Annotated in this window: 10 protein-coding genes and 1 pseudogene; 2 read left to right on the top strand and 9 right to left on the bottom strand. The window is 61.2% G+C overall.

Annotated features, from left to right (window positions below; translation table 11 throughout):
- Positions 1-52 precede the first annotated feature (52 nt).
- Complete coding sequence (locus C1933_RS02770) at positions 53-1252, top strand: hypothetical protein (RefSeq protein WP_159093939.1); 1200 nt, start codon at positions 53-55, stop codon at positions 1250-1252.
- Positions 1253-1310: 58 nt separating this feature from the next.
- The gene (locus C1933_RS02765; RefSeq protein WP_108752095.1) at positions 1311-1715 is read left to right on the top strand and encodes a GtrA family protein; all 405 of its coding nucleotides are present in this window, start codon (positions 1311-1313) and stop codon (positions 1713-1715) included.
- Positions 1716-1754: 39 nt separating this feature from the next.
- Here C1933_RS02765 and C1933_RS02760 read toward each other — a convergent pair whose 3' ends face one another.
- The 9 genes and pseudogenes from C1933_RS02760 to C1933_RS02725 form a co-directional block, all read right to left on the bottom strand.
- Positions 1755-4133, bottom strand: coding sequence for a hypothetical protein (locus C1933_RS02760; RefSeq protein ID WP_108752094.1), 2379 nt, complete (start codon positions 4131-4133; stop codon positions 1755-1757).
- Between the two features lie 203 nt (positions 4134-4336).
- A complete protein-coding gene (locus C1933_RS02755; RefSeq protein WP_108752093.1) occupies positions 4337-5338 on the bottom strand; it encodes a glycosyltransferase family 2 protein in 1002 nt (333 codons plus the stop codon).
- 34 nt (positions 5339-5372) lie between these two features.
- Positions 5373-7670 carry a hypothetical protein gene (locus C1933_RS02750; RefSeq protein ID WP_108752092.1) on the bottom strand — a complete coding sequence of 766 codons (2298 nt, stop codon included), beginning with the start codon at positions 7668-7670 and terminating at the stop codon, positions 5373-5375.
- Between the two features lie 16 nt (positions 7671-7686).
- Positions 7687-8796, bottom strand: a complete 1110-nt coding sequence (locus C1933_RS02745; RefSeq protein WP_234414709.1) for a hypothetical protein — start codon at positions 8794-8796, stop codon at positions 7687-7689.
- A 140-nt stretch (positions 8797-8936) separates the two neighbouring features.
- Positions 8937-10772, bottom strand: coding sequence for a glycosyltransferase family 2 protein (locus C1933_RS02740; protein WP_234414638.1), 1836 nt, complete (start codon positions 10770-10772; stop codon positions 8937-8939).
- A gap of 52 nt (positions 10773-10824) precedes the next feature.
- Entirely contained in the window at positions 10825-11736 is a 912-nt protein-coding gene (locus C1933_RS02735; RefSeq protein WP_234414708.1) for a wsae, read from the bottom strand.
- A pseudogene (locus C1933_RS20305) lies at positions 11737-12051 on the bottom strand (class I SAM-dependent methyltransferase); the annotation flags it as partial.
- Complete coding sequence (locus C1933_RS02730; protein ID WP_108754714.1) at positions 12032-13156, bottom strand: ABC transporter ATP-binding protein; 1125 nt, start codon at positions 13154-13156, stop codon at positions 12032-12034. The pseudogene C1933_RS20305 and the gene C1933_RS02730, both read right to left, overlap by 20 nt.
- Positions 13157-13260: 104 nt before the next feature.
- The gene (locus tag C1933_RS02725) at positions 13261-14043 is read right to left on the bottom strand and encodes an ABC transporter permease (protein WP_108752090.1); all 783 of its coding nucleotides are present in this window, start codon (positions 14041-14043) and stop codon (positions 13261-13263) included.
- Between the last annotated feature and the right edge of the window lies 1 nt (position 14044).

Genomic DNA, 14044 nt, shown 5'->3' with positions numbered 1-14044 from the left:
GGAAGGCACACGGGGGGAGCGGCTGGGAACATTCCTGGTCGTTCTCTTCGTAATGGCCTACAAGAGCAACGACGCGCTGAGCCTGCCGCAGTTCTGGGCGGAAGATGCCACCGTTTTCTTCACCGACCAGTACGGCCTTGTGCTGCCTCAGCTGTTCGAACCGTATGCCGGCTACCTGCTAGCGATACCCCGCCTGGTTGCCTGGATCGCTGCTTGGCTGCCGGTTGCCAAAGCCCCACTGATCTACAACGCTACAGCCATCCTGCTTTCGACGATGGCCATCACCTATACCTGCAGACGCCTCCGCGGGCTTGTACCCGCATGGATCGTGGCGCTATCGATGCTGGCGGTACCAACCAACGGTGAAATCTTCGGCACGCTCACCAACGTCCAGTGGTTTCTGCAATTTGCGATGGCGGTCTGCTGCCTGCTGCCGGTGCAGGCTACGACATCGCGCATCACCCCCTGGCTGCGCGCGTCCGTCATCATGCTCATTGCTCTCACAGGGCCGTTCTCCACCCTGCTGCTTGCGGTCATCGGCGCGATCACGGCTGCTTCCTGGTTGGCGGCACGTATGCGCATTGATCCCTTCAATGGCGCGCTGTCTGGATTCATGACCAATCGCGACTTGCCGGCCATTGCCGCGACCGCCATCGGTGGCATCGTGCAGGCCGCAGTCATCCAGTCCTATCCCCAAGCCCAGCGTCTGGCGGGAATGGCGCCGACCTGGGTGTTCGACACAACGTTCACCAAACTGGTGCCGCCGCATATATTCGGCAGCGACTTCCTTACGGGCACGGCCTGGCTGCTGCTTTACGGCCTCCTGATCGGTACGCTGCTGCTGGCGCGCCGTATCGACGGCCATGCACGCCTGACGGTGCTCGGTTTCATTGCATTTGCCGTCGTCGAGACGTTCGTGCCAATGCTCAGGATGACTGATCCAGCAGCCCTTGTACCACTCAGCGGCGACCGCTATTTTTATCTGGCGAAGGTGGTCTGGTGGTGGGCTGTATGGCTTGCGCTGAGTGGTCATACACGGCGCAGCCGCGTCAATGCCACCGCAATGACCACCGCGTTGATCTGCCTGTTCGCCCTGACCAATGCGCAGTACCTACGCCGGGCGCCTTTCAAGGATTTCGATTGGAAAGGACAGTCCGCGCAGCTCAGCCAGCCAGGACCGCATACCATCCCCGTCAATCCCTACGATTGGAAGATCGAGGTGAAAACGGCAGTGCCAGACGAGAAGAAATGACAACTGCTGCACCAGCCCACGGTACTGTCCGCGGCAACAACCCAATGGCAGAACCGGCATGAACGTACGTACGCCCTCCACCCAGTTCATGCGCTTCCTGATGGCCAGCGGCGTTGCCGCCCTGGTCAATGTCGGCTCGCGCATTCTGCTCAGCCACTGGATGCCTTATGTACCGGCGATCCTGCTGGCGTTCTGCCTCGGCCTGATCACCGCATTCTCACTCAACAAGTTATTTGTATTCAGCAAGTCCAGTAATCGTCTGCACCATCAGTTCCTGTGGTTCCTGCTGATCAATCTGGCTGCGGTCGGGCAGACAGTCCTGGCCAGCCTGATCACCGCACACTGGCTGCTGCCCGCAATGAGAATCGATTTCCACAACGAAACCATCGCTCATGCAATTGGCGTGATGATCCCGGCCATCACCAGCTACATCGGACACAAACGGCTTTCCTTCCGCCGCTGAGCAGCAACGCTACCCAGCAGCAGCAACCAGGGCCCCCGGTCAGTCGTTGGGGGGCGCGGGCAAGGTATCGGTACGATGAATGGTCAGCAGTGGCGGATGGCAGATCAGCCACCGATCGCCATCGCTCTGCAGCACGCGGAAGTGCACGTCCGAGGGCAGCTTCCGCACATCTACATAAGCCTCATACCCGGCATAGGCCAGCGCCGGCTTCTTGAAATGATCAGATACATCCAGACGCGGCACGTTCCTCGCAGGCAGCACAAGCGTATGGCCGCCAGGCAGCGCGGCGAGCAAAGAAGCACCCTGGTTGGGGACGCCCTTTTCAGCATCCACCGCTGCCCAGCCACGCACCTTGAACAGACGGCCCGGCAGCGCCATGGGTTCGACAGTGACGCTCTGTCCGCTGACCTCCTCGATATTGCAGTTGCCGCCCACCGTGTAGGCTTCAGAGGCCAGCCCTTCCTTCCATGTGCCCGTCAACGCACGATCTGCATCTGTCGTCATCGGAATATCCAAGGGTGCTAACGTCGCCCGATATGAACCCTTCCACATGAAACGCGTACCGCTCTCACCACGCACACTCATCGCGACGACTTTGCGGTCGCCCAGGAGGTCGTCGCGATAGTGCGAGCTGAGCGCAACGAATCCGGTTGCATCAATGACCGTCGGCGACAGCAGGAAGCCGGTGGATGCCATGCCTGCAATCATGCGGAACGTTGCAACTTCTCCCGTGTCATAGCGTACCGACAGCACCAGCTGGGGAGATTTGTACAGCGCACCATGCAGCTTCCCAAGAAGAGTCTGCTGAATGTCCAGCTTCGCCCAGACCGGTCCTTGCGAACCTGGCACGGCAATTTCCTGGCCGAGAGGGACTTCGATCTCCTTAGCAGGCTGCGGCTGCAACGGCGTGGCCGGTCCCGCGCGACGTCCAAGCACGGCATACCCGGAATCGACCCGCTGCGCCCTGAAGCTGCCCAGCAGGTCAAGCCAACTGGCACCATCTTCCAGAGCAGGATATCTACGATCAATCGTGTCTGCGTTGAAGTAGATCTGTGCCGGAGGATTGCTGCGCAAATGATCGGCATTGGTGCGGATCAATGACGGCGTATAAGCGGTATAGCTCTGCAGAATGGGGCGCGGCTTCCACTTCAGGCCCTCTGCAGCCAGCACCAAGGTGAGATCATAAGAGTACAGATCTACCTCACCTGTCTGCGAGGAGAAGGGAGACTGTGCTCGCAACTCGGCGATGCGATGCTCGAAACTGCGGTCCAGCGATTCACGGTCCGACAGGCGCTGCCAGAGACCTTTCGCAGGCATCTTGACTGCATCGCCCAAATTGGCCAGTGCCACCGCAGGGTCAGGAATGCTGTACGAGAACACGATCAGTACAGAGCCTAGTGCGCCGACGGCGAGCGCGGCAATACCTCTGCCACGCTCGCTGCCTGGCGCAATACAAAGCAGCAGGCCGAGCAGCAACAACCCGGTCGACGCGATCATTGCGTGCGCCTGATCTCCTCTGACGAAGCCAGCTTTGAAAGTGACGAACAGATAGAGACCAAACAGAATCGGCGCATACCATCGGCGCCGCACATTGCCGAAAGCGGATATGCCAACCAGCAGGACCGCCGTTGCCAGGAAGAGGATAAGGCTCGTCAACTTCGGATCGCCAGAAGCCGACATGCCATTGGTGTAGCCGGAAACGATTGGAGCTTGGGCAATGAAGTAGCCCGGCAGATCCATCAGCGTCTGGCCAGCGATCAGCCATGCAGCATGCATTACCACTACTTCGGTGACGACAATTGCGATGGCCAGACGCGGCGAGGTTCGCCAGCACATCAGCACAGCAACCAGGCTCGAGCCTGCGGCCAATAGGCTGAAACTGCCCTTCACCAACGGCAGTATCGAAATCGCCGCGGCAAGCAGGCACAGAATGCCTATGTGCTGCCGCCCCGTTTCGATGCCCCGTGCAACTGCCAACGGCAGCAACAGAGGCAGCAGCATAAGGGTTGCGTCGCGCCAGCCACTGCCATAAGGCAACCAGATCAGGCCAACAACAAGAGGGAAAAGCAGCAGCAGGAAGCGGCGCTGCGGAAGAGCGACCGCAAACAGGCCGCCCGACATCGCGACTGCAATCAAGAGAGAGCCGCCGATCATCAGGCTATCGATACCTGGGTGGTAGACGTTGGTATAGACCGATGCCCAAGGACCGAAGGTGAAGATAATGTCCTTGCCGAAGCGGAGGTGCTCGGCGGTCGCGACATTCATGGCGAAGGACCAGGAGCCATCCAAGCCCGCACTGGGCATGGGCGAAGCAAACGGGGTCAGCAGCAGCACCAGCAGCAGGCCAGCGACGACCGAAGCGCCCCACCCCCATTTCGTCAGGGCTGATACACGTGCCGATGTGCCGTTGTTGTCCATTTTACTTCCAGAAGTTGCAGGTTCGGTGTGGACATGGGCGCAGATACTCTGCATGAGTACCCACTACCCTGCTGCGCGGCGGTATCAGCCTGCACGTCCCAGGGGGGGGAATCGAGTGGGGCGATATTAGCAGGCGGCCAATCGGCACAACCAGCGTAAAGAATTGGTTCTTTCTGCTCACCTGACCACGATGGGAGAGCCTGTCAGCGGCGCAGCCCCATCAGTGATCGATGCACCGGCGTAACGGGTTGATTGGCGATGTCGTAGCTGAGGAAGGCAAGCAGGAACTGCAGGCCGCTGACAATAGCGATGGCGGGAAGCACGACGGTTCCCACCGGTGCAGACACGCCAGCCTCCGCAGCGACAATCCAATTCCAGCCCCCATATATGATCCCGCCCCCGAGCAGAACGAATGCGGCAACCAGTTCGAGCGATGCAATGGTCAGATCGCGCAGATAGTAGCGATAGGCGATTCGCTTGCAGAAATTCCTGGCGTGTTTGAGCGCGAATTCACCAAGCACCTGACTGACCTTCAGATTGCTCACTTCGTCGCCGTAGCGCGCATCCATGGGCACGTCCTGAACCACTGCCTGCATCGCATTAAGCCTGAAAAGCAGGTCGGTCTCAAAGAAGTAACGCATGCTGATCGCTTCCATCGGCAAGCGTTCGGCAACTGCCGCATGGATGGCGGTGTAGCCATTGGTTGGGTCGAACAACCGCCAGTAGCCGCTCGAGGCCTTGGCCAGAAACGAGAGTCCCAGGTTTCCGAAGCGACGAAGCAGGGGCATCTGGCTGATCTGGGAGAGATCCCAGAATCGGTTCCCCTTCGTGTAATCGGCTTCACCATTGAGGATCGGGGCAACGAACGACGGGAGCAGTGCAGGGTCCATCTGGCCATCGCCATCAATTTTGACGATGACGGCCATGCCGTCAGCAGCCGCCTGGCGGTAGCCAGTCATGGTTGCACCGCCCACCCCTTGATTGACCTGGTTATAAAGCACGCGAACGCGGGGATCCGTGTTGTTCTGCTCAATGAAACGTCCAGACTGCTCAGGACAGGCATCATCGACGCAGTAGATCGCACCCACTTCAGGACCAATCCCGGCGATGACGCCCAGGATATGCCGGGTGACCTTGTAGCTCGGTATGACCACGGCAATTGCCTGCACTCCCTGCTTCAGCGCACTGTCAGACTTTCCGAGCATATGCCTCTCCTCTTTGTTATTGCCCAACTTGACCTCAAGGATCCAGACGATAGAACACGAGACCACCGGGACCGGTCGCCACTGGCTTGCCAGCCGCGCCCAACTGCCGGTAACCGGTCAAGCAGTACTGTCCATCCAGTGCCCTCTCATCCCCCTGCCCCTCCCAGCGATGCACCAACAAGTGGGTCACCCCGGCTTTTCGCAGGATCTCACGGGTTTGCCTCACCTGCGAGCGGCAGAACATCGAGCGAAGATCCTTGGCGAAGAACCCATACCCAGACCCGAGCCTGACGTTGAACAAATAGTCGCGGCTTGCAAATGGCAGGTATGGGGTTACGTACATGGAAGGCAGAACCCAGTCCTCACGGCCATTAAGAACAATGGCATAGGCTGGAGCCAGCACCACGGCGTCATCAGGCAGCGCACGCTCGGCAGCCCGGAAGGCACGCACATCGGCCTCGTTGATTGGGAACGTCCACCCCTGGTCTGCGGGTGTCACCCCTTTGATATCGACGCTGATGAAACTGGCCACTACGGCAACTGCTGCCACCGCCATCGCGTACCGGCCAACGAGGTCCATCGCCCTTCCTTGCAGCAGACGAGGGGTGCGCCATTGAATTCCCGCATCAACTGCCATGACCAGTGTCGCCAGTATCAGGATCCACTGCAGAAACACAGCGTACATGGCCAGTAGACCAATGTAGCGTTGGGTGTAGGTGCTGAGCAGGCTCGCTTCCAGCGTGTCATGCCCAAGCGTCAGAGTAGTGATATTGGAAACCCTCAGGGCGACGGCAACTGCCACCGCCAGTGCAAGCTGGGTGATGACCAACAGATCGAAGGCCCGGCGACCGCGGATCGAAGCGGGAGCGATTGTCAGCATCGCAATGCCCACCATAAGGGTGAACATGGCAAATGGACGAGTCAGCGGGAGGAGTGTATGGGCAACCACCTGTTGTGAATCGGGCAGGTACTGCCCTCCAATTGAAGGCTGCGGGCCGTACCACAGCTCCCAAGGCAGCACTTGGAACAAGCGGTTGACGAACTCTGCAGAGGACCGCCCCAGTTCTGCGGGAGCCACCAGCAGACGAAGCCCCAACGTCTGCTCGACGAACTGGCGCACCACTGGCGAGGCCTCGGCCAGCAACTGCAGGTAGTAAGGATCCGTCAGCAGCAGCAACACCCCTAGTATTGCTCCAACCAGCAAGCCAAGAAGCGGCATGCCAAGCTTGCCGCGCAATCCATCCACCCGGAACCAGAAGGGAAGCGCCAGGAGCACCCATGCCGGCACTGAGAAACTTACAAAGCCAATAGCGAGCGAAGGATTCAACTTGGCCGCCATCGCTCCAGCGAGCGGCAGACTGAGCCAAGCCAACAGCCAGGGTCGACCACTATTTGCTGGTTCCAGCCAGCACAGCATCGCGCAGAGCATAGGGAACAACAGTGTGGCGATGGCGGCCAGACGACCGGTGCTGTTGAGATCATCTACCGGATACAGGAAGCTGGTGCCACGCAGGATGCAGTACCCCAGAATGACCACCAGCATGACAGCCCAGGCACGGGACATTGTCACCGACAGCTGTCGTTGCCGCATCCAGAGCAGGACGACTTCAGCCACGGCGAAGACTGCTACGGTGGCCTGCAGAACCGGCTGGATCTTCAGGAATGGGCCGATGTGCAGGCCAAACCCAGGCCAAGCCCACAGGGCGGCCAGCACATGCAGCATCTTCGGGTACTTTTCAAGCCACAGCGTATGACCCGCCGACAGCTTCGGATAGCCCGCAGTAAACTGATCCAGCGTAAAAGCAATGTGCTGGTGAGTATCCAAGCCGAGTGCCCCCGCGCGCAGCGAATAGTGCGCACCTGCCTTCAGAAGGACCATGACGGCAAGGAGAGCGATCAGCAGCCATACACCGTCAACACTGGAGAACGCATGCTTCCAGACGGACAGTTGCGCGCGACGCCACCATAACGTCCCCGCCATCAACCCCAGAATAGCCAGCGGGAGGCCGTAGGACAGGCCAAGCCCGTGCGACCACAAAAGGGTCAACGGCGAGAGCACCAACCACAGCACGACCAACGTTACCTGACCCAGCAGGATTCGAGTGAACAGGGCCGGCGACGCAATTACTACCTCGAGCTTGAACACACGGGCGCACATCCCACCCAACCAGCCCATACTTGCAAGGGAAATTCCCAGCAGGACCAGGAATCTTCCCTGGTCGAAGCTGTGGATGAAGGGCGAGGCGAGCAGCAACATCACCAGCGCGGTCAGCACAGGCGCCGATCGCAGCAACTGGCCGCTCCCCGGCCAGGCAAAACCATTCTTGAGCATTACAGGTCCATTGCCTCTATATCGACAGTCCCAGCGCAGCTGCCGCGTCGTCCGCCACTTGGTCAAAGCTGCCAACCTGCAGCAGCGCATCGTTCTCGCCAGCGATCATACCCGGCAACATTCCCCGGGCCTCACAGAAATCGATCTGTTCAATCAAGGCGTCGCAGATTGCTTCTGGCGTCATCGACTCAAGCGACACCACATTGGCCGTTGTTTCATCCAACTGCTTGTTGTCGTAGCGATTGGTCACAACACCCATGCCGAAGGCCGCCATTTCCAACGGGGGATAGCTCGGGTGTGGGGAGACCATCAGCGACAGGCCGATCGCAGAGGTGGAAAGCAGCTCCGCGTAGGCGTCGATACCCAGTTTGCCCAAGGCCTTCAGTGCGAACGGCCCCAGATCGAGATCGGCCTGAAGTTCACCCGGCGCAGCCACCTCCCACTGCGCCGCGCGCGGATCCTTCCAGCCCCACAGGCGCAGGCCCTCGCAGATCAGTTCGAACGCATTGCGCGGCGTACCTGGGCGCGCATAGACAACGATGCGGCGCTTGCGCGGAGCAGGCGCTTGCCGCACCTGCAGCAGTGCCGGGCGCAGGCCATCATGCAGTACCGGTTCGAACACGGAACGCTGCGCATAGCGCAGGCCGTGCTGCTCGAAGAAGTCCGCAAGCAGGCCAGTATTGAAGATGCCGATGTCCCGGTCACGGCGATAGGTACTCAACGCCAGCGCGTACTGGCTGGACCACGGATAGAAGCCCGGCTCGAAATCCTGGATCAGGTAGACCATCGGGCGGTCCACGCCACCATTGTCCCCCTGCCACCGCGACATGCGCTGGGCCGCATACGCAGTCCACCAGGCGGTGGCAACCCAGATATCCTCGCCGGCTACCGGTAGCGTCTTCTGGTAGCGATCACTGAACGGCACGATCTGGCGCAGCGCCGATGACGTCTGGTCCGCGGGTACCAGGGCATGGTCGGAGAAGCGCGACAGCGCTTCTTCATCTGGCGAACTGTCCACCAGGATGATCCGCGACGCCGGAAAATGCCGGCACAGTTCGCGGTAGATCAGCACGGCCGTATGGATGCCACCGAAGTAGTGCTGCTTGTTGATCGAGGGCAGCACCAGGTTCAGCCGCTTACCCACCCACGGGTCATTGCGCGGTGTGCAGGGAGTGATCTCGGCAACGTTCGTACTGGGGGTGGGAGTGCCCGGAGCGCTGGCGTCCAAGCGTGCGGCAATGCGCCGCAACAGGTTTCCAATGCGGCTCATTGCGCGCCCCCACGCAGACGCGGAGACGATGCCATGTAATCCAGGTTGGGGCTGAAGAACGGATCACCCTCTTCGCGATATGGGGAATACGCCTGCGCAGAACGCACGAAATCGCTTTCGGGAATCGCACGCGGATCGCGGGTCTTGGATTCATGATGGATCATCACCGACCGCGCCACGTAGACCGTCGCAAGGCCCCGCGCGTGCGCGCGCAGGCACAGTTCGACGTCACTGCCGCAGACGATGAAGCTCTCATCGAACCCGCCCAGCGACTCGAACGTCTCCCGCGCCACCACCATGCAGGCACCGGTGACGGCGAGAACCTGCCGCTGCAGCACCGGCGACACGAACAGGTTCTGGAAGTGGATCGGGGACTCTCCCTTGAACACATGGTCGGCCCAGCCGCCCATGCCGATCACAACTCCGGCATGCTGGATGGTGCGGTCCCCGTACAACAGCAGCGGACCGCACACGCCGACGTCAGGGCGCAGCGCGTTCTCGGCCAGGCGCTGCAGCCATTCACCGTCGATGACTTCAGTATCGTTGTTGAGGAACACCAGGACCTCGCCACGCGCCTCACGTGCCGCCAGGTTGTTCAGCGCCGACCAGTTGAAAGGCACATCGGCATCGATTACCCGGAAGTTGCGCCGCCGCGACATGGCCTTCAGCCACTCCAGGGTCTCGGGCTGGGTCGACCCGTTGTCGACCACGATGATCTCGAAGTCACGGTACTGGGTCTTGGCATACAGCGACTCGACGCAGGTCCGCAGGAGATCCAGTCCATCGCGCGTGGGAATGATGATGCTGGCCAGCGGACCCTCATCGGCGTACGCGTAGCGCACGTCGTAGCAGAACAACTGCTCGCTCTCGTCAACCCGGGCGCCCGGGTGACCATTCTGTACGTGCTGCTGCAATGCCAACTGGCCTGCATGGTGCGCGTAGGGCTTGGAGGCAGCGTTGGCGGCCGTCGACCCGGCATGTGCGCGCCAGTGGTAAAGCACCCTTGGCACATGTGCCACGCTGGCACCTGCTGCCACGCAGCGCAGCACAAGATCGTAGTCCTGGGCACCATCACAGTCGCTTCGGAGGCCTCCCATCCGGCGGACGAGGCCGGACTCGAAGCTCACCAGGTGGCCCAGGTACATCTGCGAAAGGAACAGATCCAGATTCCAGTCAGGCTTGAAATACGGATTGCGCAGGCGCCCGTCTTCCCCCAGCACGTCGTGATCGGTGTAGACCACGTCAGCGGTCGTCTCCAGATGGCAGGCGACCACAGCTGCCAGCGCATCGGGTTCCAGCAGGTCATCGTGGTCCAGGAAGGTGATCCAACGGCCTTCGGCCAGCGACACGGCCGCATTGGTGGTCGCGGCGATTCCCTGGCGCGTTTCCGAACGGGAAACACGCAGGTTCGGCAGGCGCTTGGCTAGCTCCTCAAGCACGCGTGCGACGTGCGGCTTGTCGGAGGCATCGTCGTGGATGCAGAGCTCCCAGTTGCGATAGGTCTGTGCCTCGACGCTGGCTACTGCCTCGCGCAGGAACGTTTCCGGTGTGTTGCAGACCGGCATCACGATGCTGATCAGGCCCGCGTCGGCGGGTACCGGCAGCGCAGGCTGCGCCTTGAGCCACTGCTCATAGGCATCTGCCGTGGTGGCCGTACCCACCAACGGATGGGAGCCATTGGCGTATGCCAGGATGGCCCGCACCAGATGTCGCGGCCCCCTGCGCGATGCGCGCACCACGGCGGAAATGATGGAACGCAGGGGAATGCGCTGCCCCTTCGCTCGGCGCAGGCCCCAATAGATCCCTCTGGTCAGGTTGCGCAGCTTGGACATCAGGCGTTTCCTCTATTGTTCAGCACATACTTGCAGCGATGATGGTGGTGGATCAAAAGACTGCCCAACCCAGCAGCAGTCCCGCTGCAACGCCAACCACGCCAATCACAAGCATCGCGATCTTCCATCTTCTGCGCGAGCGGGCATATGCCGCAGCATGCTGCTCGAGATCTTCCGCGCTCCGTAGCCGGATCTGTTCAGCACGCTGTTCAGAGGCAATGGCATCAGCGACCAATTGCTCGTTGCGCTCCTTGGCCATCGCCAGTTCCTGCTGGCCCTGCCGGTCGCGGTGTTCCCACTGCTGTTGCTGCGCAAGCCAATGAGCATCACCAGCATCCTTGGCTGCCTGCAGTTCCAGCGCATAGCGGGCCGTGTCGCCCCATTCGCGCTTGGCTGAGTCCAGATCGACGATGTAGGCATCAAGTGCGCGCGCGGTGGCTTCCCATTCGCCTTCCGAATTGCGCGTGCGCACGGCAAGGTCGCGCAGGCCACGGGCGAGACCCTTCAGCAACGCAGTGGCTTCTTCGTCCTGGCCAGCCTGGAAGGGCGGGTCCGCCCGCAAGCGTTCGGCGTCGCTTTCAAGACGCACAGCCACGCAGTATTCCCGGTAGGGCTGTTCACTGTGGTCACCGGCGAAAACGCGGCTGTTGTAGAGCCGGTCTGCCGCGGCAACCAGAGGCTCCAGCTCGGGGTACTTGACCTTGATGAAATGCGCGCCCATCAGGCTGGCCCAGAGTTCGGCATTGCCTTGGCCAAAACGCAGCACGGTGAAGCCAGCGGCCTCGAATGTGGCAACGATCCCGGCCGTGTCGACCAGGCCGAACTCCTTGTGTTCCTGCAGCCACACATAGTCTTCGCCGAACAGCTCGAACCAGCGGTTGTTCGCATCCAGCTCGGCGGCCTTGACCCACTCCTGCTCGGGTGGGAAACCGACGATGACCGCCCGACCTGCCACGCGCGCCATCTCTGCGGCAGCACGTGTACGCAGCGGTGTGGGAATGTGTTCGAGCACGTCCAGCGAGACCACCGCATCGAAGCCCTGGTCCGGGAACGGCAGCGCCGTCGCATCGGCAACGATGAAATCCTGCTCGTCGCCCTCGGCATGGAGGTCGGTGTACAGGAAGGAGGCATCCGGCAGGAACTGCCCAAGCAGGCGCTGGCGATTGGCACCGACTTCCAGAACACGCGGCGCGGCCAGATCCAGCGCCTTCAACAGATGCGTGGCGGCACCGTAGCGCTGGTAATGGTCGAAGGGTATTTCAAGGAGCGTCGGGCTCATGGACCTTCCATTCATGCGGAATATAGACCACGCCCTCGCTGAAGTACGGCGCGGCCACGGTGAACACGCTGGCTTCGGACAGATAGTCCAGGCACACCAGCCCCTTGTCGGTGAACAGACCGACATCGACACGATAGGAACCCGTCAGCAATGTCATTGACGGAATGTGGTAGCTCACCCGGTGCGAGCCCCGTGAGGTGGGGATGGCCACCCGCTCCAGATAGGTGTTCGGCCCAAAGATGTGCAGGCCGTCCATGCCTTTGATCGCGACGCCCAGCAGCAGGCCGTCCACGGCTTCATCCCCTACCGTGTAGCTGATGTCCACCGACAGCGGCTCGAACGGAGCCAGCATGTCGGTACTCAACGCCACTGTTTCTAGGTGGGCAGGAATGCTGCCGGATGCCGGTCGTTCGCGCTCCTGCTCAACCGCGCCGGCCACCTGGTCCTTGCCCAGCTCGTAATCGCGGAAGCGATCTGCGACGAAACTGGCCTCGCCGTGCAGCTTCACCTTACCGCCCTCCAGCCACAGTGCGGTCTGGCAGAAGCGTTTGACCTGTTCCAGGGAATGCGACACGAACAGGATGGTGGCGCCACGGGCACGGATCTGTTCGATGCGGGCAAGGCACTTCATCTGAAAGCGGATATCGCCGACCGACAGCGCTTCGTCGATGATCAGTACATCCGGCTCGGTGTGGATGGCCACCGAGAATGCCAAGCGCACATACATGCCGCTGGAGTAGGTTTTGACCGGCCGGTCGAAGAAGTCACCGATATCGGCGAAATCGATGATCGACTGCAGCTTGTCATCCACTTCCTTGCGGCTGAGCCCCAACAGCGACGCGCTCAGGTAGACGTTGTCACGACCTGAAAAGTCCGGATTGAAACCAGCGCCCAGCTCAAGCAGTGCCGCGAAGCGGCCACGGATGCTGATCGATCCAGAGGTTGGCTGCACGGTTCCGCACAGGATCTGCAGCAGGGTCGACTTGCCGGCCCCGTTGCGACCGATGATGCCGACCGTTTCCCCCCGGGGCACGATCAGGTTGACACCATCAAGCGCGCGGAAGGTGCGGCTGGCCCTGTCACCGGATGGCTTGAGCAGCGACATCAGGCGCTCGCGCGGGTTGGCGTAGACCGGGTAATCCTTGGTCACGCCCAGCACTTCGATGGCCGCGTCCGGGTTGCCGCTCATCGCGGCAGTCTGCGGGTTGTTCATAGGACGTCCGAGAATCCGCGCGACAGGCGACGGAAGAGTGCGTAAGCCAGCATCGCCGCCACCACTGAAAGCAGGAAGTGCGGCAGCAGCATGGCCAGATCGGGAGCCGAGTTCTGCACGGTCACCGCACGCAACTGTTCGATGGGCGTGACCAGCGGATTGAAGTACACCAGGCCCCGGGCGGCTTCAGGCATTGCATGTGCCGGGAAGAAGATGGGGCTGAGGAACAGCAGTACGCTGCTGAGAATGCCGACGAACTGGCCGATATCCCGCAGGTAGACACCCAGCGCCGACAGCGACCAGGCGATCGCGAGCAGCATGGGGGTCATTTCCAGAAGGATCAGCGGTGAGGTGAGTGCCCAGGCGGAGGGAAGGCCCGACTGCCAGATCTGCGCGACCAGCAGGATCGCCAGGCCGATGGCCGCCGTAGTCAGGGCGGCGGCGACCTTCACTACCGACAGCACCGGCAGGGGAAACACCACCTTCTTCACGAAGTTGGGCTGCCCCGCGATGATTCCCGGCGCCGTGATCAGCACTTCGGACAACAGAGTGAACGGAACGAGGCCGGCGAACAGCATCAAGGCGAAGTCGCCGGTGGAGGCGGCTCCGGCCCAGCGTGCCTTGAACACGCCACTGAACACCAGCGTATACACGCACAGCATCAACAGCGGCTGCAGCACCAGCCAGAGAACGCCCAATGTGGTGGTGCGATAGCGTGCCGCCAATTCACGACCCAAGAGCTGGCGGAACAGGAACAGGATGTTTGCGTGCTTCTGCATG

This window comes from Stenotrophomonas sp. ZAC14D2_NAIMI4_6, assembly GCF_003086875.1.
Lineage (GTDB): Bacteria > Pseudomonadota > Gammaproteobacteria > Xanthomonadales > Xanthomonadaceae > Stenotrophomonas.
The sequence above is the reverse complement of the archived record's forward strand: the minus strand, read 5'-3'. Positions and strand labels throughout refer to the sequence as shown.